Raw genomic sequence first — 26,352 nt, 5'->3', positions numbered from 1 at the left:
ATATGTTAGCCATTTTAATTTTCATGGCGCTTAATTTTTTAGATTTTATCTTATAGGACGACACTTTATGGGTCAGATAGTTGGTATTGCCATTGTTTGGTTTATTATCGAAATGCTACTTTGGTATTTGCTTGCTCAGTTTATGAGTGGTTGGTGGGTATTTATGTGGTTTATTATCGCCGCAGTCATCGGTATCTCCCTCTTGCGTAAAGGGATGGCTGCCCTCAATCCAATGGCGCAGCAAATGAAAGCAGGTGGCATGATGAACCCATCGATGCGTCCGCAAGAATCAACCATGATGAAAAGTGTGGCCATGGCAGCGGCTGGTATTCTGCTACTCATTCCAGGTGTGCTGAGCGATTTGCTCGCATTATTGGTGATATTGCCACCCGTGCAAAAGAAGCTCAAAGACTTTGCTAATAATTATGTCATGAATAATCAGCAAAAAATGATGGAAATGATGGCCAAGCAAATGGGTGGACAGATGGGCGGCGGACAAAATCCGTTTGGTGGCATGGGCGGTCAAAACCCATTCGGCGGCGCAGGTGGTATGAATAATCAGAACCCATTTGGTCAACAACAAAACCCGTTTGGTGATGGGTTTAAACAGCATACAACGATTGATGGGACAGCAAAAACCATTCCCAAGGATGTGAAAAAAATCACCAAATCTGCCAATGATGAATAGTAGAATTAATCGGCAAGCATAGAAAAAGCCCCTTTTATCAATGATAAAAGGGGCTTTTTAATGGTTATTACTAAGTGGTAGATTATAAGTAAACCTAACGAATATAAATAAAATAATAATTAACCGAATAGAACAACCGAAGTGCCGCTGTAAGATGGTGACCCATGAACCGTGAAGTTCAGGGCGGATGCGTCACTGCCTCTGCAGGTTTCCTGATACACCGCAAGCGGTGCAGGCATACACAATGAAGCAATAGGTACCACATCCTGGTAAAGCATTATCGGCTCAGGGAATAAACATCTACTAGCCAACACTTCAGAATATAATTATCTTAACGAATGGTTTGAATGATTGCAAGTATGATTTACAGATTGATACGTAGATTTAGAGAGTGGCATTATTGCTATTAAGTTTTAACTGCCTTTTCTACTGTATAGATGTGCTTTAAATAAGTATGCTTTAAACGCTTAAGAGTGGGCGTAAAATGACGATTTTTCAGCTATTTTAAGATGTGTGTTAATATAGAGGGCTTTAAACATCCTAATATAGCATTATAGGCGTTCATTCACTTGAGGAGCGGTAATCCATGACCAATACCCAGCAACAATCAGCATTTATCGATGATAATCAGGCTCAGCTCAATAGTAAGCAGGATGGCGATCAAAATAAAAAAGTGCCGCATGTCTTAATGATATTAGATGGTTTTGGGCATCGTGAAGACGATAAGGATAATGCGATTGCTGCCGCCAGTATGCCAAATTTGGATAGGATTTATCAGCAATATCCGCATGGATTGATATCTGCTTCTGGAGAAGATGTTGGTTTGCCAGATGGGCAGTTTGGCAATTCAGAAGTTGGGCACATGAACTTAGGTGCGGGTCGCGTTCTGTATCAAGATTCGACTCGTATCTCAAGTGAAGTGGCCAATCGTGAGTTTTATAAAAACGAAGCCTTAGTCAAGGCGGTTAAAGCCGCGAACGAGTTGGGTGGTAACGTCCATATCATGGGTTTACTGTCAGATGGTGGTGTACATTCGCATCAAGATCACATCGAAGCAATGTGCCACTCGGCGTTAGTGCACGGCGCCAAAAATGTCTTTGTTCATTGCTTCTTGGATGGACGCGACACCCCACCTAAATCGGCGGATAAGTATATTAATCGTCTGCGGGATCATATCAATAAGCTTAATGCTCATTATGAAGGCGGCCGCGTACAGATTGCCAGTATCATTGGGCGCTATTATGCAATGGATCGTGACAATCGCTGGGATCGTGTGCAAAAAGCCTATGAGCTTATCACTGAAGGTAAAGCCGATCGTCTGTCTACGCGTGCAGATGGCGCAGTACAAGCTGCTTATAAGGCACGCGAAACCGATGAATTTATTAACCCGACCGTAGTGATTGGCCGTGATGAAGTGCCATATACCGTTGATGACAATGACGCGCTTATCTTTATGAACTTCCGTGCTGACCGTGCCCGTGAGTTGGCGCAAGCCTTTGTATTACCAGATCATGAGTTTTCAGGGTTTGCCCGCAATAAGCAGCCAAAACTTGCCGCATTTGTGATGCTGACCAAATATTCTGACGTTTTAGCAGACAATCCCAAAACTAGCGTTGCTTATTATCCCACGTCGTTGACCAATACACTTGGCGAGTATTTGCAAGACAATGGTAAAACTCAGCTGCGTATCGCTGAAACTGAAAAATACGCGCATGTGACGTTTTTCTTTAGCGGTGGTCGTGAAGAAGAGTATGATGGCGAAACACGTATTCTCGTACCCTCTCCAGATGTGGCGACTTATGATCTGAAACCAGAGATGAGTGCGCCTGAAGTGACCGATAAATTAGTGGCTGCCATTGAATCAGGCAAATATGACGTGTTAATTGTCAACTATGCCAATGGTGATATGGTAGGTCATACAGGGATTTTTGATGCGGCCGTAAAAGCAGTAGAGGCACTAGATGTCTGTGTTGGCCGTATTGAGTCAGCGGTACGCGCTGCTGGCGGTGATATGCTTATCACGGCAGATCATGGCAACTGTGAGCAGATGCAAGATTACGAAAGTGGTCAAGTACATACTCAACATACCACTGAACATGTACCGCTCATTTACGTGGGTGAGAAAAAGCTACAAGTACGTAGCCGTGGTAAGTTGAGCGATGTCGCACCGACTATTTTGGCGCTGATGGATATTGAGCAGCCTGCTGAAATGACGGGCGAAAGCTTACTGGTTCCAGCGTTGTAAGTCAGGCATTTAATACTATTATATTGACAACTTACTAGCGTTGTTAGAAGTAATAGAAAGAGGAGAGATATTTATTGTCTCTCCTTTTTTTGATCTGTTTTTTAAGAGATATTTGGCTGACTTTATTATCTTTAAATGTTTGGATAGTGAGAAAAATAAGGGTAAGCATGATATTTCGCCTGCTAAACAAACTTGACACCGCTACTCATCATTTGATGAAATCATATCAGTTATCGTGAATGTTACTTGCAATACTCTCCTAGTCTTAGACTGGCTCTTGATGCTATCTTATGAGATAAATATTTATCCATATATCTATAAAAATAATTCTATTATTAAACGAGTTCTCTTATGCGTTCTATTTATTTTATGCGCTTACCAGTGACGAAGCGATTGGGCAAACAAGCAATGAAGGTATTCACTGCGCCGACTATTTTTAAACCTGCATTGATGATAGGTCTGCTTGGGCTCAGCACTGCTAGTATGTACGCACAAGCAGCGAGGTCACCAGCTAATGCGACCATCAATAATCCCACCGCCAGTCTACAACTGATTAGCTTAAATAACGATGAGATAGCCACAGAAGATGACGCTAATAATTTATCAGATGTCGCTGATATGCTTGAGTCGGCCGACCAAGTTGACGATTCGATAGACAGTGTCGCAGATGAGAGTGCCTTGACCGATGACACGAACGAGATCGATGTCAGTATTCCACCTGAGGTTGCGCAAGTATCATTGAATGCCATTTCTCCAGAAACGCTCAAGACGTTTGTTGCGGTAGTAGATTTGGTACGCCGTGAATATGTAGATGCGGTCAACGATGAAGAGCTGTTCAATAATGCGTTGAGTGGTATGTTGACTAAGCTAGATAGTCATGCTGAATTTTTAGATGCTGAGGCTTATGAAAATCTGCGTGCCTTTACCGAAGGTGATGTGGGTGATGTGGGTATCAAAGTCAATTATCAGCCTACAGATGGCTATTGGGTGATTACAGAGGTTATTGATGCATCGCCTGCAGATAAAAAGGGCATTGCGGTTGGCGATTATTTACATCAAGTCGGTGATTTCAAGCTTGATGAAGATAAAGAAAGTAACGATATTGAGCAGCTTTTGACAGGGATTGCGGGGACGCAAGTAGATGTTGTCACCTCAAAAGCTGGTCGCCGCAAACATACCACCACCTTGCAGCGTAATAACAGTCACCCTCAAACGGTCGAGGCAAGTCTCATTGACGGTATCGCTGTTATTAAGTTGCCTGCCTTTCAAAATAATAGCCGTGAAAAGCTCTTGGAAGGCTTGATAGATCTAGACGCACCTATTACAGGTATCTTGCTCGATATGCGTGATAATCCAGGTGGGGTGCTAACGTCGGCGGTGAGCGTGGCCAGTTTGTTTATGAGCGACACTGATGTGGTACAAGTAAAAGGTCGTCAAAGTGACACGCGTACGCTATCCACTCAAGGTCTGGCGATACTTGAATCATTGCCAGTGGTGGTGCTGCAAAATCGCTATTCGGCGTCAGCGGCAGAGGTGCTGGCCAGTAGCTTACAAGCACAAAAACGTGCCACAATCGTTGGTGAAATTAGCTATGGTAAAGGGTCTGTACAGTCGGTCATCCCACTGAATGATGAGCAGGCTGTCAAACTCACCGTCGCTAACTATATGACAGCGTCAGGCAATAAGATCGATGGAATCGGGGTAGAGCCTGATATGACCTTGTCAGGAAGTGAAAGTACATGGGAGCAGCAAGCGCTTGCTTTACTAAAAACAAAAGCACTTGATTCGGGTATTCGTTTTGTCCGAAAACCTGCCAAAGTTGATCAAGCGGTGGCAGGCAATAGGGTTCAGTAAGGCTCACTTAAAGACAGGCTATCACGATGTATTAACGTTAAAATATCATTTGTCATTATTCAAAAATGGCGAATGCTATGGCTCAAATTGATCCTCAGCTATCTCTAGTTTTTTCATGCGATAGCGTAAAGAGCGAAAAGTGGTGCCTAGTAGCTCAGCTGCTTGCGTTTTATTCCAAGCCGTTTGTTTTAGCGCGGTAATAATCAACTGTCTTTCTTGTTCTTGTAGGTAGTGTTCTAACCCTTGAGAGGGTAACTGACCATCCTTTAATTTGCTTAGAATTGCTTTTTCATCACTTCCTTGCAGAATAGATCGATGGGTGACAGATTCTTCATGATTATGACGGGCCGTATGGTTTGGGCTTTCTGCATGATGGCTTTCTGAACGCTGTATCATAGAAGGGTAGTGCTGAGCGTTAGTACGATAAGGGTGCAAGTTGGTTGTCACTTGCTGGACCTGTGGCGCTATTGTCTCATCCATAGATTGAATGACTTTTTCTCTATTTTCTATCGATTGAGCGATCATTTGTTTGTTTGTTTGACGCTCAGAATATTGAGTATTATTGACAACCGCTGGCTCACTCTTCTGATCTTGAGAGACTGCGCGGTGATGGGTTATATCAATATCAGGCAAACCCAAGTGGCTGATGTCAATGTGCGGTGTCTCTGCTAGGGTTACTGCACGTTCAAGTACGTTACGCAGTTCACGAACGTTGCCCGCAAAGTTATGATCTTGCAAACGCTCGCATGCCTCAACAGTGAGTATCGGTGGGTTCTCTAACTGCCATTCATCAGCAATTAATGCTAAAAAGTGCTTGGCTAATACAGGGATATCATCACGACGTGCATTGAGCGTCGGCAGTTTTAACTCAATCACATTGATACGGTAGTACAAATCTTGTCGAAACGCACCGTCTTGTACCAATTGGTTTAGATTTTTGTGGGTGGCGGACAAGATGCGAATATCTACGGGAACCTCTTTGGTATCACCAATGGCTCTCACCGTTTTTTCTTGAATGGCGCGCAGTAGTTTTACCTGCATGGCTAAAGGCAAGTCTGCCACTTCGTCTAAAAATAACGTGCCGCCATTGGCTTGCTGAAACAGCCCTTGCTTGTCAGCGACAGCTCCTGTAAAGCTGCCTTTTTTATGACCAAAGAACTCTGACTCCATTAGCTCTGATGGTATTTCCACAGTTTACTGGTACAAAGCTACCATCACGGCGTGGGCTTAAGTCATGAATCAATCGGGCAACCACTTCTTTACCAGTACCCGAAGCGCCTGACAAAAATACAGGTGCTTGTGAGCGTGCCAATTTTAAAATAGTATTTTTCAGTGGGTGCATCACCGCAGAATCACCAATGAGTCTACTGTCCAGCAGTTTTTGTTCGGGTGAGCATTCGGCTGTGGCTTTTGCTTCATTGTCTTGATGAATAACTTTTAAAGCATTTTCCACCAGTTGACGTAGGCGCGGTAACTCAAGAGGTTTATTCACAAAGTCGAAAGCACCAAGTTTCAAGGCTTCAATGGCAAGATCCATACTGCCGTGAGCAGTAATCACGGCAATGGGCGTACTAGAGCTATTACTGATTTCTTTTACCAACTCTAGTCCTGACCCATCAGGCAGCTTTAAATCGGTCAGGCAAAAATCGTAATCATTGTCTTGCCAGTATGATCTTGCTTGTGACAGAGTATATGCTACATCACTTTTAATGCCCATTTTGGTCAAAGTAATTTGCATCAATCGGCACAGATCCACTTCGTCATCAACGACTAGCGCGGTTGTTGTCATACATCATCTCATCGTATTCAATAGCTATAAAATGGTAAAAACCAAGAGGCCTTAATGGCAAAGTATTCTATGTAATGTTAATACTTGGTAACGTTAATATTTATAAAATAGTGGTATTAACATTATGTTCAGTTTTATTTACATGAGTATCAGCACCAATAGCAGGTGCTATCAAGCGAAAACAGGTTTTCTCATGTTCAGGAATATAAAGCAAGCGAGTTTGGTTGGCCTCACAAAAAGCTTGTGATAAATACAGCCCCAAGCCTGTCCCTGCTTGGTCTGTCGTAAAAAAAGGATTAAATAAATGTTCTAAGTCTTTGGTGCTAACCCCACGACCAGCATCCAAGATATCAATTATAACATCGTTATCCGCACAATAAATCTCGATTTCCACATAGGCATGAGGGTGGGCGTAGCTACTGTAGCGCAAGCCATTGTTAATTAAATTGATTAAGACTTGTTCTAGTTGATGTGTGTCGAATGATATGGTCGGTTGTGTTTTTACGTGTAGAAAAACATCGTGTCCTTGAAAGTAATTCTCTAAAAATGTTGGCATCCAGTCTGCCAATATAATCGCTTGCTGGTTTGCAGTTTGCTGGCGAGACAATTTTAGTACATCTTCGATAATGCGATTCACGCGTTTTGTTTGTGAAAATATTATTTGATAAAGCTCATGATTCGCTGCCATATCATCACTTGAAATAGTCGGCGTTATCGTATTATCTGCTGTATCGACTTCTAGATTGGCTTCTATAACATCTTCCATTAATAATTGGCTGGCTTGTGATATCGCTGCCAAAGGATTCCTTATTTCATGGGCGATGCTCGCCGTCAATTGCCCTAAAGAAGCCAGTTTCAATTGTTGGGCGCTGGCTTGCTCGCGGCGTAAATCCTCTAACATTATCAATTTACTGTCATCTTTCAATGGAATGATTTGTACGCGCAGTTTACCGAATATGGAAGCGTTTGCGACTGCAGGCAAATCATAAATAAAGGTGCGTGATTGGCCTACCGCTACTGACAAACAGGCTTTAAATAGCTGAGTATGTTGTTGGCCAAGCTGCTGCTGAAAGTTAGATAAGAGTGCACTGCGAGTATTGTTTCGAGTATCTTTTGTATCAATAGAGGTGCTGTGCAATGATGCGGAAGGGCTGTGTGAAAGGCTAAGTAATTGGTGAGCGGCAAGGTTTGCTAAAACGATATGCTGTTTATCGATGACGATGACACCATTAACCATTTGCGTGATGACTTCTTGGTTGATAACGTTTAATCGTTCAACTTCTTTAGCGTGACTCGCTGCTACTTTTTCAAGTTGTACCAAACGCTGTGAGATGGACCAGCTCAAACCACCAACCGCCAAAAAGCTGGCTGACATGAGCAATGCGTCCCCTAAATTTGCTAAGCTCATGCTATTGGCAATGGCATAAAAGAATTGCTGATAAATGACAAAAATAATAGCGAGTAAGGTAATAATTAAGGCTTGTGAGCCGTGTAGCAACATAAAACTCGCTGCGACGACCACCATATATAGCATGGTCAACTGTAAATCAGGCGCACCCGCTGTATATAGTAATAAGCTTAATATAATGACGTCTAATACTAAACCAAAGGCCAACTGTCGCCGCATTTGCTGATTAACGACATAAAACAAGCCAAGTAAAATAAGGCTAAGCAGGAAATAAAAGCTAAGCGTTGTTTGTTGTAAAAAGCTTGGTAGAGAGAGGCTGTTGTCAGAGTGAGCGGTGATATACACCATCAGTAAAGAAAACAGACTAACAGCAAAGCGGTAACTGCTATAAATAAGCCCCAACCTGCGCAATTGAGGTGGAGATAGCGTGTCATCACGATGCAAATAGTGAGTAACAGCAGAGATGATATTAGTAGCAGGCTTCATAGATTGACCGCAATAAGGGAACAGTTGCTAGGGCGTGTCCTCATTTTAAAATAGAGATAAAATGAGATAAATTACAATCAAACAAGGAAGATATCGCCATTAATATCAGGATATTTGATAAAATTTAGCCATTTTCAGCTCATGTAGATGTCCATCAATTGAACTGAGGACATGCCCTAATGAGTTATGGCTGAATTAGACCATGACGAATGGCCAAATGTGTTAACTTCACATCGCTATCAACCCCAACTTTCTCATAAATACGATAGCGGTAAGTGTTGATGGTTTTGACACTCACAAATAGCTGATCGGCGATTTGCTGCGGGCTTTGACAGTTAACGACCATCATTGCCACCTGTTTTTCGCGATCACTCAGTAAGTCAAAAGGTGAGTTGGCATTATCTGACAGCAAAACATCAGCCAGTTGCTCAGCGACATCTTGGCTAAAATAACGACCACCTTGATAGATTTTTTTGACAGCGCGAATCATCTCATCGAGTGGCGTGCCTTTAGTGATGTAACCGTTGACGCCAGCTTTGATGAGCATAGAAGGGTAAGGCTGCGCTGACATACTGCTGACGGCCAATATTTTGATACCCATATCCAGCTGAATTAAGCGTTTGGTTGCTTCAAGCCCACCAATATTAGGCATATTGACATCAAGCAAAACCACATCAGGGCGCAATTGTTTGGCCAATTTGATGGCCATGTCACCGCTGTCCGCTTCGCCGATTACTTCGATATCGATACTATCTGACAACATGCGGCTAATACCCATTCTCACCAAATCATGATCATCTACTACCAGTACTTTAATCATAACGATACTCTTTGTTGTTTGTCAGAATGAAGGCTTTTATTGACGCTAAATGACAAAAAATAAAATCATTAGAGTCGTTTTTTTAGTTTTTGAAAAAAATAAAATATTGCTAATCTTTTAGATAGATACCATTGTTTAATATAACAAAAAACGAATAATTACAGTGTTCAAAGTTGAGATATATTGCTGAAATGTGAGTCAATGTTTCTGTAATATAAAGTGGTTGTAGTAAAATTTGAATTACACCAAAATAAATTATTAAATCAGCTTGATACATTAAACTTAAATGCAAACCATGATACACTAAAAATACAAAAACTCTATACGAGTACTTATAAACCCATTCATAAACGCTACGTACGTTGTTGCTATTGGTTAGTATGTAACTGATTCTCTAATTAACAGCATCGTGACAGCAGGAGGCATAATGAAGCAACTACCATTAACCAAACAGCAATTAATCGCTGCTATGATTTCATTGAGTTTGGGCAGTGTTGCACAAGCCGCACTTACTATTAATGGTAGCGCTGACACTAGCTCTAGTGCTCGCATGAGTTGGGGCGGTGCTGATAGTTTGTCTGAAGCACGCAATATTATGTACAAATCCAAAGGCTCAGCTATCAAGAAAGTCGATAGTGGCAATGGTACGACCAGTATCACCAACGCCAATAGCTTCGGTAGTAGTAATAACAGTTACAATAGCAGTAATAGCTACAATACAACGTATCGTGGCTCATTTGGTAGCAGTAACATGATACCGATCAGCACTGATTCGCGTAGTGTTGCGGTCATCGATGCTGAAACGGGCGAATCTATTTATGAAAAAGATGCTGACATTGCACGTCCAATGGCCAGTATCTCTAAAGTGATGACGGCCATGGTCGTATTGGATGCTGGTCTCGATATGCGTGAAGAGCTCACACTCGATCCAGAAGATTTCGTCGGCCCTAAGCGAGCCAGCTCTAACCTTAAATCAGGCGATCGTTTGAATCGTGCTGAGATGTTGCTCATGGCATTGATGAAATCAGAAAATCCAGCAGCAAAGAGTTTAGCGCGTAATTATCCAGGTGGCTATACCGCCTTTATACGTGCCATGAATCGCAAAGCTCAAGATCTGGGTATGACCACTGCTTTTTTTGGTGATCCAACGGGTCTTGATAAGCGCAATGTCGCTTCATCAAATGACTTGGTTAAAATGGTTCGCGCGGCGGGTAACTATGATGTGATTCGCCGTTTCTCGACCACCAAGAGCTATGACTTTTATGTGTCTAACTACTCAAGTGGTAACCGTACTTATAAAGCCAATAACACCAGTAGCTTGGTTCGTGCCGGTGATTATCCAATTGGTATCTCAAAAACAGGTTTCATCAATGAAGCTGGTCGTTGTGTAGTCATGGAAACGCGTGTGAATAACCGCCCAGCAATTATCGTCATCTTAGGAGCGAACAGCTCAGCCACACGTTGGGGTGATGCCAAAAATATTCTAAACAGTCTAGCGACACGCCGCACGGTGTAATTTTACTGTTTTAGCATTTATAAAAAGGCTGTTATTGGATATAACAGCCTTTTTATTGTGTTGAATTTAAGGTGTGTCTTTAATTTAACCAATGGACTTATACATGGGCTAAAAAATTATCTCATTTTTATCTCCATTTTTAAAATGAGGACACACTCTAGGAAAAATAATATGACTCAAACACCGACTGTTATATCAACGCCAAAGCTATATTTACTGACCAATGACGATGAGTTTGCGCTGCTGTATCGCAAATTAGAAGCAGCACTAGCAACAGGATTCATTGCGCTGTTACAAATTCGTCGCAAGCAGATATTGGCGCTACCTGATGGTGAGTCTCGTCTATACGAAGAGGCTAGACAAATAGTTGAGTTGGCGAAAGCGTACAACGTACCAGTCGTCATCAATGACAATATTAAACTGGCTGCCAAGCTCGGCGTTGGTGTGCATTTGGGTCAACAAGATGGCGAAGTTGCCGATGCTAAGCACGAACTACATGCAAACCAAATGATCGGACGCACTTGTCATGGCAAGGTGGAATTGGTTGAAGAAGCAAAAAATGAGGGCGTAAGCTATGCCGCTATGGGTGCGATTTTTACCTCAAATACAAAACCTAACGCCAATATTATCTCGCGCCAGCAGCTCATAGATGGCTGTCAGCAAAATATAGCGATATGTGTCATAGGTGGCTTGACGGCAGAAAATATCACCGAACTGGCAGGTTTGCCGATTACTTACGTGGCGGTCGTTGGCGATATTATGGATTTACCTGTGGATCAAATCGCTGCGCGCTGTAAACAATGGCAGCAGGCATTCTCTCAATGGAAAACGCCTGCTTGACCACTGGAACTTTGGTTTAGAAGGGATGTTTTAGAGTAAAAATGAGTCGTTATTCAGCATGTTCCATACATAGGGTAGCGTAAGGTAGTGCTTGTAAGCGCTGTTCTTCAATTTGCTCACCGCAGACTTCACATTTACCATAAGTCCCGTTTTCAATACGACTTAGTGCATTTTCGACATAAATCAAACTTTGACGGGCTTCAACCATCAAATTTGTACGCATGTCGTTTTGACGATAAGAGATGGCTTGGTCTTCCCAATGCTCATTGAGGTCGTCTTGCGGGTTTTGGATATGATCTTCAATTTTATCGATACGAGTCTCATATTCTTCTTTAAGTGTTAGTAGGTTTTGTTTGGCAGCTTGGAGGTCGATACTCATTGGGTTCTCCTAATGGATTATTTTTATTGTAGGTATTATTTATTATCAGTGCTAATAGCATCTTAAACAGCTTTATTACTAAGTGCCACCACGAAATGTTACTGATTTTTATTAAAATTTAGCCATTTGTATTATTTTTATCCTCATTTTCAAAATGAGGACACGCCCGAGTAAAATTTAATAGTGCGTTCTTTATGAGCACTTGCTAGAAAACTGCTAGAATACACCGCCTCAAATTCTTGCTTGGTTGCTTTTATACAGCCATAGACAAGAGCAGCCGATTTGATAAATATTTTCAGTAATGAGTAAAGAGCCAACCGATAGATTAACAAGAGATGATGCATAGGAGCAGGTAATGAATTTTTTGCGTATGAGTGAGCTGAGCTTAACGGATAAAGTGGTGTTGATTCGTGAAGATCTCAATGTGCCTATTAAAAACGGTAAAGTCGCCAGTGATGCACGCCTGCAAGCCAGCTTGCCTACGATTAAGATGGCGTTAGAAAAAGGCGCGGCCGTTATAGTTTGTTCACACTTAGGTCGTCCAACTGAAGGCAGTCCTGAGTCGATATATTCGCTAGCACCAGTTGCTGAGTATTTAAGCGATAAATTAGCCACAGAGTTATCAAAGCCCGTTAGCTTAAACAATGACTACCTTACTAAAGGCGTGGCAATTCAAGCAGGCGAGGTCATGCTATTAGAAAACGTGCGCTTTAATCAGGGCGAAAAGAAAAACGATGCGGATTTAGCACAGAAATACGCTGATTTATGCGATGTATTCGTGATGGATGCATTTGGCACCGCACATCGTGCGCAGGCCTCAACAGAAGGCATTACCCAAGCTATGCATCGAGCAGGAAAAACAGCTTGTGCAGGACCTTTATTGGCGGCTGAGCTTGATGCGTTAAGCTTGGCACTTGAGACCCCAGCACAGCCAATGTTGGCAATCGTTGGTGGTTCCAAAGTATCGACAAAGCTAGAAGTGCTGCACAGTTTGTCTGAATTATGCTCGCAGATTATCGTTGGTGGCGGTATTGCAAACACCTTCCTAGCGGCGCAAGGTCATAGCGTTGGTGCGTCACTGTATGAAGCGGACTTGGTTGAGACAGCTCGTGACATTATGACTAAGACTGAAATTTTATTGCCTGAGTATGTTGTCGTTGCTGATAAAAATGAGATTGATTTTGCTGACTTCACGGGCTCATTACAACAAGCCACTGCGACCATCAAATCTGTCGATGCGATTGGCGAAAATGACATGATATTGGACATCGCTCCAGAAAGTGCTAAGCAATTAGCGGATGCTATTATCAACGCAAAAACCATTTTATGGAATGGTCCGGTCGGTGTTTTTGAAGTCGATGCTTTTGGTCAGGGCACACAAATCATAGCAAGTGCCGTTAAAAACAGCGAAGGATTTTCGATCGCTGGTGGTGGTGATACGCTTGCTGCAATTGATAAATATCAAGTGGCAGATGGCGTTAGCTACATGTCAACAGGTGGTGGCGCATTTTTAGAGTTTGTAGAAGGCAAGGTATTGCCTGCGGTTGCTGCTCTACAGATTGATGCGTAACGCTTTAACGATATTTAGCAGATGAGTAACATTAGCCGTACAATTTAGCCTCACCATCTCATGTACGCTGTATCAATAATATTTTGGCTACTATTCTTATGTTATTGTTTTAAGAGAAATAAGAATCAGTGGCCACTCATTATTATTAAGTAGTAATTATTTGTTTCTATACTGAAAATTATGATTGCATGTCTAATTTGCACTCTATAAAATAGCGCAAATCATGTATTTGACATGCTTTATTTATGAGGGATTTATTATGTTAAAACGCCATTTATTACTTGCTAGCGTACTTGCTGGTACTTTTGCAATCACTGCATGTAGCCAACAAACAGAAGAGAACGCCGAAGCTGCTGTTGAGTCTGCTGGTGATGATGTTGCTGCTAACGCTGATACTGCCGCTGCTGAAACAGAAGCCGCTGCTGCTGAAGCTGAAGTTGCTGCAAAAGATGCTGGTACTGAAGTTGCCGAAGGCGCTGAAACTGCCGGTGTTGCTGCTACAGATGCACTAAAAAACACTGGTGAAGCAGTTGTGGTAGGCGCAAATGAAGCCGTTGCCAAAACTGCTGAAGTGGTTGCCGATGGCGCATCTGCTGTTGAGAATAAAGCCAGTGAAAACGCAGTAGAAGCAGAACAACAGTACTAATCATCAATACATAAGCAACTGAACCTAAGCCATTGATCTACTAATTTGTTGATTGATGAATAGCTTATTAAGCTGTTGGTTGCAGATATTGATTGCTGTATAAGCCCTCAAAATATTTAAAAAGCTTTGGTGATAGCCAAGGCTTTTTTGTATTTAAAATCATAATCTAGAGGTTAGGGTGTGTCCTCATCTTTAGCGCATTTAAATATCCATTGATTGAATTGAGGGCAGGCCTTAGTCAGTCAAAAATATGATGCACAAGGTTTATCCGTTTTTTCAATTAGCTGCGTATCATATGGAACTTATCAAATTGTTTTATGAAACTCGCTATCATTCTGTTTTATGAATCAAGCAAAGAAAGAAATAGTCGGTTAACCGCTACGAAGCGCTGGCAATTTTTGCTATAATCACGGCGTAATAATTACGATCAAAAAACACCAGTTTTTTGCTGGTCTGACTATTATCAGGCTAGGGTTTTAGGGCAATTGTTGCAACATCGTATTTTTAAGAATGATTTCTTAATATCATATTCAAAATTTAATCAGAGAGCGTCTTATGGCTTTAATATCGTTACGTCAACTTCTAGATCATGCCGCCGAAAATAACTACGGTGTCCCTGCTTACAATGTCAATAATTTAGAGCAGATGCGTGCAATCATGATGGCAGCCGACGCCTGTGATTCTCCTGTTATCGTACAGGCTAGTGCTGGTGCACGCAGTTATGCAGGCTCTGCATTTTTGCGTCATCTGATTATTGCTGCTATCGAAGAGTGGCCACATATTCCAGTCGTTATGCATCAAGATCATGGTATGTCACCAGCGATTTGCCAACGCTCAATTCAGCTTGGCTTCTCATCAGTGATGATGGACGGCTCGCTCGGTGAAGACGGTAAAACGCCAATGGATTATGATTACAATGCCAGCGTGACTCGCGAAGTTGTCAAGATGGCACACGCGTGCGGTGTTTCTGTAGAAGGCGAAATCGGTTGTTTGGGCAGTCTTGAGACTGGTATGGCAGGCGAAGAAGACGGCTCTGGCGCAGAAGGCGTATTAGATCACGAGCAGCTCTTGACCAGTGCTGACGAAGCAGAACAGTTCGTTAAAGACACCAACGTCGATGCGTTAGCCATTGCTATCGGTACCAGTCATGGTGCTTACAAATTCACCCGTCCACCGACAGGCGACATCCTATCGATTGAGCGTGTAAAAGAGATTCATGCCCGTATTCCTAACACCCATTTGGTCATGCATGGCTCGTCATCAGTGCCGCAAGAGTGGCTGAAAGTCATCAATGAAAATGGTGGTAATATCGGTGAGACTTATGGTGTACCGGTTGAGCAAATCGTTGAAGCGATTAAGCATGGTGTGCGTAAGGTAAATATCGATACCGATTTGCGTTTGGCATCAACGGGCGCTATTCGTAAATTCCTTGCAGAAAACCCAAGTGAATTTGACCCACGTAAATACTTTAAAGCGTCTATGGTTGCAATGTCAGATATCTGTACCAATCGTTTCGAAGCCTTTGGTTCTGCGGGTCAGGCACATAAAATTCGCCCAATTAGCCTTGAAGGTATGGTCGATTTTTATAAATAAGCATGTCGGTGAGATATGCTTATTTAGTAGCATTTATCATTAAATAGCAGCTCAGTTCATTTTTTATATCAGCTCTAATAGAGGTAGTGGATTATGATTGGATTGATTAGTGGTCAAGTGCAGTATTTGATGGCACCGACTGCCTGTGTCATGACTACCTCTGGTGTCGGCTACGACATAGAGCTGCCGCTACCGTCATTTTGCCAGTTGCGTCTCAATGAGCAGGCGAGCATTTGGACGCACTTTCATGTGCGCGAAGATGCGCAGCTGCTTTATGGCTTTATCGATCGCAAAGAGCGTGATGTCTTTCGTCAATTGATCAAGATCAATGGCGTTGGCGCAAAAATGGCATTAGCAATGCTATCTGCGATGTCAGCTGCTGAGCTAAAGATGCATGTCGAGCAAGAGTCAGAGACAGCATTGACCCGTATTCCGGGTATCGGTAAAAAAACAGCGCAGCGCTTATTGATTGAGCTAAAAGATAAGCTGAAAAATATCGAAGTCGATAGCAGTCATTTAGAGTTTGCCATGCAACCTGCTGAGGTGTTTCACGAGGGTAGCATCATTGCTGAGGTAGAAGGCGCGTTGATTAGCTTGGGCTATAAAGAAAGAGAGGCACAGCAAGCGATTAAAGCCGCTAAGAGTAATGGTAATACCTTTGCCGATACGCAAGGTTTACTAAAAGCCACATTGCAACAGTTGTCAGGATTTTGATTCATTCAGCTCACTACCATTAATAAGTATCAATAAGCCTAAAACGAAAATAAGCGACATTCATTGTCGCTTATTTTCGTTTTAGGCTGTGCTTTATTTAGTAGCTGCTTTATGATGTTTTGCATGACTTATACGTAGCGTTTGGTTATGCTATTTATACCTATTCTTTAAAAATAATGATTTAATATAATGATAAAACCTATGATGCAAGATCGTTTAATTAATCCATTCGAAGGGGCAGGCGATGCGCCTGATTCTAATATTCGACCGGCATTACTGGCTGAATATATTGGTCAGCCAGTGGTACGTGAGCAGATGGAAGTATTTATTGGCGCAGCGCGTGGTCGGGGTGAGGCATTAGATCATACTTTGATTTTTGGTCCGCCTGGTCTTGGAAAAACGACGCTTGCCAATATTATTGCTCGTGAAATGGGTGGTAATTTGCGTTCAACCTCAGGGCCTGTGCTTGAGCGCCCCGGTGATTTGGCAGCTATGTTGACCAATCTAGAAGAGGGTGATGTGCTATTTATCGATGAAATTCATCGATTGAGTTCCGTTATTGAAGAGATACTGTACCCCGCCATGGAAGATTTTCAGCTGGATATTATGATTGGTGAAGGACCTGCGGCACGCTCTATCAAGCTGGATTTACCGCCGTTTACCTTAGTCGCGGCAACCACGCGAGCAGGATTATTGACCTCACCACTGCGTGATCGTTTCGGCATTGTGCAGCGGCTCGAATTTTATAATATTGCTGACCTGACCACGATTGTGAGTCGTGCCGCACGTTTGATGCGTGTACCGATGAGTGAAGATGGCGCGGTGGAGATTGCTCGCCGTGCGCGTGGTACGCCAAGGATTGCCAATCGTTTATTACGCCGTGTACGTGATTATGCTGAAGTGAGAGGCGACGGTAGTATCAATGGCGCGATTGCTGGCAGTGCGCTCGATATGCTGGCAGTTGATAGACGTGGTCTTGATCATTTGGACAGACGTTATATTGAGATATTGCACGAACGCTTTGATGGCGGTCCAGCTGGCGTTGAAGCGGTAGCAGCAGCAATGGCTGAAGATCGCGGTACGCTTGAGGATGTGATTGAGCCATATCTTATTCAGCAAGGCTATGTATTGCGTACCGCACGTGGACGCGTACTGACCCAGATGGCGATTGACCAGATGTTATGAAATTAGCCTAAAAAATGCCCCTACGTTTAATACTCTAGTTAAACGTAGGAGCATTTTTTAGGCTTTGATCTCTTATAAGCACCATTCGACAGTTAAACAGCGGGTAAAGGCTCAGGCCATATTTTACCTGGATTTAAGATATTTTTAGGGTCAAGGGCTGATTTAATTGCTTGCATAAGCACTAAGGCATTACCGTGCTCTTGCTGCATATATTTTTGTTTGCCTTGCCCGATGCCATGCTCACCTGTACAAGTGCCATCCATTTCAATAGCGCGGGTAGCTAAGCGGCTGATAATGCCGTCAGCAGTAGCGATTTCTTCAGGGTTATCGGTATCGACTAATAACAAAACATGAAAATTACCATCGCCAACATGACCGACGATAGGCCCAATCATGCCCGACGCTTCGATATCTTTTGCTGTTGCACTGACGCATTCTGCTAATCGTGAAATTGGCACGCAGGCATCGGTCGATAAGGCACTGGCTTCAGGTCGTAGGGCAGAGCTGGCATGATAGGCGTTATGCCGTGCTTGCCACAGACGTTTGCGCTCGGCTTCATTGGTATCCCAAGCAAAATCTGTACCACCGAACTCTTCGATAATATCCGTAAACATTTGAGCTTGTTCGGCGACGCTGGCATCTGTACCATGAAACTCTACAAATAGGGTAGGCGTCTCATCCAGATCAAGATTGGCATATTGATTACAGGCTTTAATTTGCATGGCATCAAGTAACTCAATGCGCGCAATCGGCAAGCACATTTGAATGGTCAGCATCACTGCCTGACAGGCATCTTCAATCGTTGGGAAATGGCAAATACCGCTACCAATGCATTCGCTGATGCCGAATAGTTTAAGCGTCACCTCAGTAACAATACCAAGTGTACCTTCTGAGCCGATCATTAATCTAGTCAAGTCATAACCCGCTGCAGATTTTTTGGCACGGGTACCAGTGCGGACAATCTCTCCACTAGCGGTGACTATCTCAAGCGCGAGTACCACATCTTTCATCGTGCCATAACGTACCGCATTGGTGCCTGAAGCGCGAGTGGCGACCATACCGCCGATACTGGCATTGGCACCCGGATCTATTGGAAAAAACAGTCCTGTATCACGTAAGTAGTGATTGAGCTGCTCACGTGTGACGCCTGGTTGTACGGTCACCGTCAGATCTTCATTATGTACCTGCAATATTCCATCCATCGCATGCATATCGATGCATAATCCGCCATATGGCGCATTTAATTGACCTTCTAAGGATGAGCCAATACCAAATGCAATCACTGGCATTTGATACTGATTGCAAATCTCCACCGCAGCTGCTACCTCGTGCTTATCTTGTACTGTCAAGACGGCATCGGGTGGCTGATTGGCAAGCCACGTCATCGTATGCCCATGCTGCTCACGTACCGTTATATTGGTAGTAAGTTGTTTACCGAAACGAGTTTGTAAGGCAGCAATAGCCTCGCTGTGGTCTTTTTTAGCAATTGATATTTTAGCGGTAGACATGGGTGACTCCTATACAGGGCGTCTTTTTTAACGACACAATGAGAAATGAGGCAATGTAAAAACTAAGCTCTCACTCACTTTAAATGTCACTAAAAAGCAATGAAAGTGAGTGAGAGCTTATTGAATAAAAATTAGATAGTAATGGCTATTAACCAATACTTATTTTTATTAAAAATAACAGAGCGTTAGGCTAAAATACGCCAAACGACAACCAAAATAGCCAATATATAAAAGATAGGCGAGAGCCAGCCAACAACCTGTGTTGCAATGGCGATGAAAATGGCAAAACCTGACAGTGCTAGCCAATCTCGGCGGCGATCATTAAGCATATCCGCACGAATTTGTTGTATTTCTCGCAGTTGACTGTCTTGGCGTGATCCTTGTGAGGCAAGGCTTTGTAAGCTTTGATCCAGTAGCTTTGGAATATCAGTCGTCGATAATAAAATCTCTGGCAACTGTTGGCGTAAGTGTTGCAAGTTACGCATCGGATCGAGCTGCTCTTTAATCCAGCTGCTTAAAATCGGCTTGGCAAGTGACCAGATATCAAGGTCAGGATACAAGTCGCGACCAAGTCCTTCGACATGAACCAAGGTCTTCAATAGCAGCATAAGTTGCGGTGGAATACTCATATGATGACGGCGAGCGATATCTAAAATTTGCATTAAGACACCAGCAAAGTCGATATCATTAATAGATTTTTGTAGCATAGGTCCAACCGTGCGTTTCATATCGCGCATCAGGGCATGCTTGTCTGTATTTGGTGGAATCCAACCGGCACGGCTGACGATATCAACCATCGCCGTAAAGTTGTTATTCATCACCGCCAACAGCATGCGCGCGACGATAAGCTGATCGTCTTTTGATAGCGTGCCCATGATGGCACAATCAAGTCCGATATAGCGTGGTTCATGACCTAAGTCAACCGCTGCCATATCTGCGGTGAGTGTTTTAACCGGCGGTGTCTCTACAAACACATTACCCGGATGCATATCGGCATGGAAGAAGTTGTCGCGGAATACTTGGGTAAAAAATATCGTTAAGCCTTTTTCTGCTAGTGCTGCTCGGTCGTAACCTAGCTTATCAAACACTGCAACTTGCGAGATAGGAACGCCTTGGATACGCTCCATGACCATCACATTTTTGGCAGAATCATAGACTTCTGGTACATACATCAATGCCGAACCCAAGAAGTTGTTACGCATCTGAGTGGTATTGTCTGCCTCTAAGGTCAAATCCAACTCGTTTAACATCACTTGGCGATAGTCTTCGACAATATCGACGATATGGATCGCACGTGCCGCTTCAATACGCGCAGATGCCCAATTGGCCAGCTCACGTAGTAGCTCAAAATCAGCAATGATGGTGGTACGAATATCAGGACGCACCACTTTTACCACCACTTCACGACCATCATGCAGCGCAGCAGTATGTACTTGGGCAATAGAAGCCGCCGCTAGAGGTTTGACATCAAAGCGTGCGAACAAGGTACCAATCGATTGACCAAGACCGTGTTTAGGGTCTTGGATTTGGGTAATGGCCACATCAGAATCGAAAGGTTTGACTTTGTCTTGTAGCTGAACCAATTGCTCGATAATCTCAGGCGGCACTAAATCGCGACGCGTTGACAGCAGTTGGCCAAGCTTTAAAAACAGCGTGCCCATGTCTTCAAGCGCATATTTAATCGCATTGGGTTGGTGTTTTTTACCCCACGCCGCTGGATGCAAACGAATTAAACGCGCCAAAGGTTGCAGCTGTGGCGCGTCTTCGATAGAAAGATGAGTATCGATGCGATAAGTTGCGGCGATACGCCAAAGCTCAAGTAAACGGGCGCGATGAGATAATAGCATGAGGTATGGGTACTCTAAAGAAAGTCGAAAATAGGGTGGGCACTGCACTTATTTATAAACTGTGCTGTCGATAATAGGATTTAGCGATCATCGATGACAACAATTATTGATGAAATGAGTTATTGAGAAAACGTGCCTGTTCATCTTTGATAGCAGCAAGTTTGGCCTCTTCACGTTCGACATCAGCCCGCAGCTTTAACAGTTGCTGCTTAAGATCGTTTACTTCTGCTGCCTCGGTAGGATCAGGAGCACTATTACCTGCCACCTCATTAGCCCAGTCGCTGACATCGTCAAAAGCGCGTTTAGCACTATGACGCCAGCTACCTTTTAGCTGTGATATAAGTAGATGTAACTGACTGGCCATCGGCTTACCAATAAATGGCTCAAGCTGTCCTGCAACATCTGGGTCGAAACCTGCGACCAGTTGTTTGAGCTGCATGAGTACCTTGTAATCACCCGCGATAGGCAGGTTGCCCTCAGTGCCACGCATCAGATTCAGCAGTTGCGCTGGGTTATCTACAGTAATGGTACAGTCTGGGCGACTATGACCAATCCGTGCGCGCTCCATAGTGGCTTGTTGGTGCTCGTTCATCGCGCCACTTTGCTCAAACACGCTGTCTGTTGTCACCGGCTCAAAACGCAAACGCTCATGAGTGAATAAAATATCCAAACGAATCTCAGGCATGGCCATATTGAGTCGCAACACTTTGCCAGCAAGCGGTGCCAATCCTGATTTGGTAATTTCATCACTCGCAATAGCAAGGTTAATCAGCTTTTCGGCACCCGCCAAAAGTAGAACAGTCAGCATAAGGCTCTCGCATAGTCAGTTGAGCGCCTTAAAAGAGCGCATCATTTGTAAAGGTCAGTTGCCACCACTTTACGTGATGGCATGTCTATTACGATGGTTTTTAACTTAATCTTACGCTTTAAAGCCGCGATGGACAGCGACAATACCAGCCGTTAAGTTATGATAATCACAATTTTCAAAGCCCGCTTGCTGCATCATTTGTTTCAACGTCTGTTGATCAGGATGCATACGAATCGATTCGGCCAAGTATTGATAACTCTCAGAATCATTGGCAATCAGCTTGCCCATAATAGGTAAGGCGGTAAATGAGTATAAATCATAGGCTTTAGACAATGGCTCAAATACAGGTTTTGAGAACTCCAAAATTAATAAACGACCACCTGGCTTCAGCACGCGATACATCGATTTGAGCGCTGCGTCTTTGTCCGTGACATTACGTAGACCAAAGCTGATAGTGACCAAATCAAAGCTATTGTCATCGAATGGCGCGAGTGTTTCTGCATTGGCAAGTACAAAATCGACGTTATTGCAGCCAGCATTGATTAAGCGTTCACGACCGACTTCTAACATGGCGGCATTGATATCTGATAACACCACATGGCCATTTCTACCGACTTCACGGCTAAAGACTTTGGCCAAATCACCCGTACCGCCAGCGATATCAAGCACATGTTGACCCGCACGCACGCCTGATAAGCTAATGGCATAACGCTTCCATAGGCGATGAATACCAAATGACATTAAGTCGTTCATGATGTCGTATTTTTTGGCAACTGAGGTAAATACGTCCGCAACGCGTGCTTGCTTTTCAGCCTTGTTGACAGTCTTGTAGCCAAAATGCGTTTCTTCATTACCATCGGTATCAGGCGTATGCGGATTATTGATATCATCACGCTGATTAAAAAGTGTTTGTTTGGCGGTTTGTGTTTGTGCAGATGCATTATCTACAGTGTTGCTGCTGGTAGTATGGTTTGGCATAGTGGTTTGCTGGCCTTGTGGCGTTCCCGTTGGTAGGTCTTGGACTTGTGTAAAGTCATTTCTCTTGCTGTTTTCGACGCCAGCATCAATACCCGTATTAAGCGTGGTATTAGTTTCATAGCTTTGACGTGCTTGCACTTGTGACGTAATATTTTGATTGTGGGTGATGCTATCTCTGACCAATTTATCTTGTAAATGACCATTGATGGTAGGTTTTTGATCGAGATGAGCGTTGTTGTTATTGGTGTTATCGGTCATAGCATTATCCTGTGATTCACTTTTATGATTATTGGTTTGCAAGGTATAAAATAGCAGCTAACCAAGCAAATGATGCGTCTATCATACACCAAACGTCATTGGCTTACCGCCATTATCCGTCTCATGAACACGGTCAATAATCTCAAGCTCACGCTCACAAAACGGTTCAATAAAGCCGCTGACACTTTTTAATGGTTTCATCGCTTTAAAGCCTGAATCTATAAATTCATACAAAGGTCGATAGTTGTAACGGTAGGCGGTGCCTTTAGCCAAGGCAAAGGCTTTTTGCAACATAAAAGAGTTTATATATTTATCAGTACGATAGCACACCTCTTTTAAGTGACCAATTTGGATACGTCTGGTGTCGGCTTCGTTGACTACGCGATAGGCGGTCAGCATGTTGTCTTCATTAACAGCCAAATCTTGAGACAATAGCCATTCTGCTAGATGTAAATCCAGCTCTATCGCTAAGATAGCGGCTTGTATCGCCATGCTGCCGGTTTCTAAAGCCGCTGCTGGCGCAAAACGCTCGACTTTTTGTGCTTTAGGCACAATACGTTCTAACTGTCTGGCCAACAATTTAAACTCATCGCCGCCATACAATTGTGTCAAAAAATAATCTGCCATTAATTGATTTTGAGGTTGTTCAAACAAGTCTTTATGAGTGTTCTGAATACGATCTCGTTGCCAAGCTTGCACCTCGCTGAGTTTATCGTTTAATGGTAAATTTTCATGATAAGGCAGTGCCCAAAAACGGTTCAAATGTTGTTGTAAATCGGCTAAAGAGGCCATGGTCAGTAAACCTGCATAAAAGTAAAGAGGGTTAAAAGGTTGCGAATAAAAGGCTCAGGATAAACCGTGTTTTATACTTTTGGTTTTTGTATTTATAGAGCGTGATTACAGCATGTGTCTGAGATTGTGTTCACCTTAAAAGAAAATAAAGCAGAATACAAATGTCAAACTGTTACATAGCAGCGTTATTTACCGAATTGCTGCAATGCTATGATGACACTAACACGCTTTCAATCATAGGATGATGACAGTTATGAGACAAAATAATAAGACGACTGAATCCACCGCACCACAAGCGCTAAGTGCACGATTTAGTGAGCAGATTGTCGATGAACGCTTAACTCCCAATCCCCTGAGCCAGTTTTCTATGGACAAAAATGCACTGAGATTGGCACTGGTCACCGCCCAATATGCTCTACGAGCAACGCGGCAACAGACGCCACCAACCCTCAATAAACCAACAGGGCTATTGGTATTGGTCAATGGTATGGAGCAGGCAGGCAAGGGCACTGCTGTCAAGCAATTGCGCCAATGGGTAGATCCTCGACTACTTAAAGTTGAGGCAACCGTTGGTGATTGTCCCTTAGCGTATCAGCCGATTTGGCAGGCACATACTAAGGCATTACCCCGTCATGGCGATGTGATGGTTTATTTTGGCAACTGGTATGCGGACTTGCTTTATAACGTCATGCGTATGGCAACGTCAGACAATGACAAGTCTGCCAAAGACAAAGCGTTACCGATTGCGCAATGGCAAGCATATTTACAGCAGCAGCTTATCAAGCTACAAGCATTCGAACAAGACCTAGCTGCCAATCAAACCCGACTGCTTAAATGCTGGTTCCATGTGGATATTGAAACGTTGCAAGCGCGACTGAATGACGATGAAGCCGATCCGCAGTTTTTATACCAAATTGACTGGAATAGTAAAAAAGTTATCGAAACCTTTAATCAAGTGGCTACCGTTCTGCTACGCCAGCAAGATGATTGGATCATCATTGATGGTGATGACAAGTCAGATGCGGCTGACCATTTTTGCCATGAAGTGCTACAAGCGATGCAAACCGCGCTAATGAGTAGTAAAAGAAATACAGTAAACACCTCTGATAAATCGAAGGCTAAGAAGCAAGCTCAGCAAGCACTCAAATCAGCAAGGTTTGAACCTGTAAAAATTCCTAAATGTTTAAAAGATATCGATGAGGCAGAGATTGATAAGTCGGACTACCGTGATGCGTTGGTAGAAAAACAAGTTCGCCTTGCCCAGTTGCTGCGTGCGCGCAAAGGGCGTCATATCGTTTTTGCCTTTGAAGGAATGGACGCTGCTGGCAAAGGTGGCGCAATCAAAAGGTTGGTTGCGCCGCTCGACCCACGCGAGTATCAAATTTATAATATCAGTGCGCCAATGTTATATGAGCTGCAACATCCTTATCTATGGCGTTTTTGGACCAAACTTCCGAACGAGCAAACCGACCGTATTAGCCGTATTGCCATTTTTGATCGGACTTGGTATGGGCGCGTTTTGGTTGAGCGCATTGAGGGTTTTGCCACGGATGAGGAATGGCAGCGTGCTTACGATGAAATCAATCGTTTTGAGGCGGATTTAGCCGCGGCGGGGACAATCGTTATCAAATACTGGTTGGCTATCGATAAAAAAGAACAGCTTAAACGTTTTGAGGCACGTCAGGAGACACCGCACAAGCAGTTTAAGCTGACGGACGATGACTGGCGTAACCGTGATAAATGGTCGGATTATGTGCAGTCTGCGGCGGATATGCTGGCACGTACCGATACAGAGTACGCACCGTGGTGTGTCATCGCGACCAATGAGAAGCGTCAAGCACGTTTGGATGTTTTACATCATGCGATTAAGCAACTATCAGCGGTGTGTGGCAGCTGATATGTGATTGGTCATTCAATTAGGTAGCTGGTTACAAAGCGCCATAATTATATATTTAACGTTAAATAAATTCAGGGAAAGAGAGTATAATGCGGCGTTACAGCAGGATGTTTTCTAACGCATCTGCTGGCAGTTACAAATCTTGCAATATCATCATGCATTATGCGCTTATATTTAATATAATGGGCGCGTAATAGTTCCTGCTGTGCACGAAACTCACTGAGTGAGTAGCGTGTTTTATCCTTTGACACAGACATTTTAATCACTCTGATTAATAAGTTTGGCAAAGGTTCTTACAATAGCAGTTATTAGAACCAAAATTATTACTACGACATCTCTAAGCCGCAAGCTGCTGTAATCAGACGATTTGGCAATATTCCTTGCGGCTTTGTGACATATTGAGTGATGTGTTTTACCTTATTTACTGCCTTTACGTAAGATGAAATACGAGTAAATAAAAGCTAAGCGCTAGGGTAGAGCACCAAGATAGCAGTAAGAAAAACCGTTTTTTAGCAAGCATATTGCGCGTTT

The 26,352-nt window shown here is 43.3% G+C and carries 19 protein-coding genes, 1 other RNA gene and 1 pseudogene; 11 read left to right on the top strand and 10 right to left on the bottom strand.

Annotation, left to right across the window (positions count from 1 at the left end; all coding sequences use genetic code 11):
* Window positions 1-67: 67 nt before the first annotated feature.
* A complete protein-coding gene (locus JMW85_RS10335) occupies window positions 68-688 on the top strand; it encodes an FxsA family protein (RefSeq protein ID WP_055123798.1) in 621 nt (206 codons plus the stop codon).
* Window positions 689-817: 129 nt separating this feature from the next.
* Here the strand turns inward: JMW85_RS10335 and ssrS are convergent.
* A non-coding RNA gene (ssrS, locus tag JMW85_RS10330) (6S RNA) lies at window positions 818-1,013 on the bottom strand.
* A gap of 261 nt (window positions 1,014-1,274) precedes the next feature.
* Between ssrS and gpmI the strand changes: the two genes are divergently transcribed.
* Window positions 1,275-2,933, top strand: coding sequence for a 2,3-bisphosphoglycerate-independent phosphoglycerate mutase (gene gpmI / locus JMW85_RS10325; protein ID WP_201581689.1), 1,659 nt, complete (start codon window positions 1,275-1,277; stop codon window positions 2,931-2,933).
* Between the two features lie 351 nt (window positions 2,934-3,284).
* Window positions 3,285-4,787 (top strand): S41 family peptidase, encoded by a 1,503-nt coding sequence (locus tag JMW85_RS10320; protein ID WP_201581688.1) that lies wholly within the window; start codon window positions 3,285-3,287, stop codon window positions 4,785-4,787.
* A gap of 75 nt (window positions 4,788-4,862) precedes the next feature.
* Here JMW85_RS10320 and JMW85_RS10315 read toward each other — a convergent pair.
* The 3 genes and pseudogenes from JMW85_RS10315 to JMW85_RS10305 all read right to left on the bottom strand — a co-directional run bounded on the left by JMW85_RS10315 (window position 4,863) and on the right by JMW85_RS10305 (window position 9,290).
* Window positions 4,863-6,576: pseudogene (locus JMW85_RS10315) on the bottom strand (sigma 54-interacting transcriptional regulator).
* Window positions 6,577-6,676: 100 nt separating this feature from the next.
* A complete protein-coding gene (locus JMW85_RS10310; protein ID WP_201581687.1) occupies window positions 6,677-8,470 on the bottom strand; it encodes a sensor histidine kinase in 1,794 nt (597 codons plus the stop codon).
* Between the two features lie 184 nt (window positions 8,471-8,654).
* Complete coding sequence (locus tag JMW85_RS10305; RefSeq protein ID WP_055123802.1) at window positions 8,655-9,290, bottom strand: response regulator; 636 nt, start codon at window positions 9,288-9,290, stop codon at window positions 8,655-8,657.
* 427 nt (window positions 9,291-9,717) lie between these two features.
* On the opposite strand from JMW85_RS10305, the gene JMW85_RS10300 reads away from it, so the two are divergent.
* Together JMW85_RS10300 and JMW85_RS10295 are read left to right on the top strand one after the other, a co-directional pair.
* Complete coding sequence (locus JMW85_RS10300; RefSeq protein WP_045451193.1) at window positions 9,718-10,806, top strand: serine hydrolase; 1,089 nt, start codon at window positions 9,718-9,720, stop codon at window positions 10,804-10,806.
* A 171-nt stretch (window positions 10,807-10,977) separates the two neighbouring features.
* Window positions 10,978-11,646, top strand: coding sequence for a thiamine phosphate synthase (locus JMW85_RS10295; protein ID WP_201581686.1), 669 nt, complete (start codon window positions 10,978-10,980; stop codon window positions 11,644-11,646).
* Window positions 11,647-11,695: 49 nt separating this feature from the next.
* On the opposite strand, the gene JMW85_RS10290 is transcribed toward JMW85_RS10295, so the two are convergent.
* The gene (locus tag JMW85_RS10290) at window positions 11,696-12,025 is read right to left on the bottom strand and encodes a TraR/DksA family transcriptional regulator (protein WP_045446956.1); all 330 of its coding nucleotides are present in this window, start codon (window positions 12,023-12,025) and stop codon (window positions 11,696-11,698) included.
* 355 nt (window positions 12,026-12,380) lie between these two features.
* Here JMW85_RS10290 and JMW85_RS10285 point away from each other — a divergent pair, with 355 nt between their 5' ends.
* From JMW85_RS10285 to ruvB, 5 genes are all read left to right on the top strand, one after another.
* Window positions 12,381-13,595 carry a phosphoglycerate kinase gene (locus tag JMW85_RS10285; protein ID WP_201581685.1) on the top strand — a complete coding sequence of 405 codons (1,215 nt, stop codon included), beginning with the start codon at window positions 12,381-12,383 and terminating at the stop codon, window positions 13,593-13,595.
* Between the two features lie 259 nt (window positions 13,596-13,854).
* Window positions 13,855-14,241 (top strand): hypothetical protein, encoded by a 387-nt coding sequence (locus JMW85_RS10280; protein WP_055123806.1) that lies wholly within the window; start codon window positions 13,855-13,857, stop codon window positions 14,239-14,241.
* Window positions 14,242-14,796: 555 nt separating this feature from the next.
* A complete protein-coding gene (gene fba / locus JMW85_RS10275) occupies window positions 14,797-15,834 on the top strand; it encodes a class II fructose-bisphosphate aldolase (protein ID WP_045446949.1) in 1,038 nt (345 codons plus the stop codon).
* Between the two features lie 93 nt (window positions 15,835-15,927).
* The gene (gene ruvA, locus JMW85_RS10270; protein WP_201581684.1) at window positions 15,928-16,548 is read left to right on the top strand and encodes a Holliday junction branch migration protein RuvA; all 621 of its coding nucleotides are present in this window, start codon (window positions 15,928-15,930) and stop codon (window positions 16,546-16,548) included.
* Between the two features lie 204 nt (window positions 16,549-16,752).
* Window positions 16,753-17,733, top strand: coding sequence for a Holliday junction branch migration DNA helicase RuvB (ruvB, locus tag JMW85_RS10265; protein ID WP_045447074.1), 981 nt, complete (start codon window positions 16,753-16,755; stop codon window positions 17,731-17,733).
* A 92-nt stretch (window positions 17,734-17,825) separates the two neighbouring features.
* Here the strand turns inward: ruvB and JMW85_RS10260 are convergent, their stop codons facing one another.
* The 5 genes from JMW85_RS10260 to JMW85_RS10240 all read right to left on the bottom strand — a co-directional run bounded on the left by JMW85_RS10260 (window position 17,826) and on the right by JMW85_RS10240 (window position 23,924).
* On the bottom strand, window positions 17,826-19,241 hold the full coding sequence (locus JMW85_RS10260; RefSeq protein ID WP_201581683.1) for an FAD-binding oxidoreductase: 1,416 nt from the start codon (window positions 19,239-19,241) through the stop codon (window positions 17,826-17,828).
* 185 nt (window positions 19,242-19,426) lie between these two features.
* Window positions 19,427-21,088, bottom strand: a complete 1,662-nt coding sequence (locus JMW85_RS10255) for an ABC1 kinase family protein (protein ID WP_201581682.1) — start codon at window positions 21,086-21,088, stop codon at window positions 19,427-19,429.
* A 103-nt stretch (window positions 21,089-21,191) separates the two neighbouring features.
* The gene (locus JMW85_RS10250; protein WP_201581681.1) at window positions 21,192-21,896 is read right to left on the bottom strand and encodes a ubiquinone biosynthesis accessory factor UbiJ; all 705 of its coding nucleotides are present in this window, start codon (window positions 21,894-21,896) and stop codon (window positions 21,192-21,194) included.
* 111 nt (window positions 21,897-22,007) lie between these two features.
* Window positions 22,008-22,874: a bifunctional demethylmenaquinone methyltransferase/2-methoxy-6-polyprenyl-1,4-benzoquinol methylase UbiE gene (gene ubiE, locus JMW85_RS10245; protein ID WP_445322390.1), complete on the bottom strand. Its 867-nt coding sequence runs from the start codon at window positions 22,872-22,874 to the stop codon at window positions 22,008-22,010.
* Window positions 22,875-23,213: 339 nt separating this feature from the next.
* Window positions 23,214-23,924: an FFLEELY motif protein gene (locus JMW85_RS10240; protein ID WP_201581679.1), complete on the bottom strand. Its 711-nt coding sequence runs from the start codon at window positions 23,922-23,924 to the stop codon at window positions 23,214-23,216.
* A gap of 253 nt (window positions 23,925-24,177) precedes the next feature.
* On the opposite strand from JMW85_RS10240, the gene JMW85_RS10235 reads away from it, so the two are divergent.
* A complete protein-coding gene (locus tag JMW85_RS10235; RefSeq protein WP_201581678.1) occupies window positions 24,178-25,821 on the top strand; it encodes an ATPase in 1,644 nt (547 codons plus the stop codon).
* Window positions 25,822-26,352 lie beyond the last annotated feature (531 nt).

Source organism: Psychrobacter glacincola, from assembly GCF_904846075.1.
GTDB lineage: Bacteria > Pseudomonadota > Gammaproteobacteria > Pseudomonadales > Moraxellaceae > Psychrobacter > Psychrobacter glacincola_C.
The sequence above is the reverse complement of the archived record's forward strand: the minus strand, read 5'-3'. Positions and strand labels throughout refer to the sequence as shown.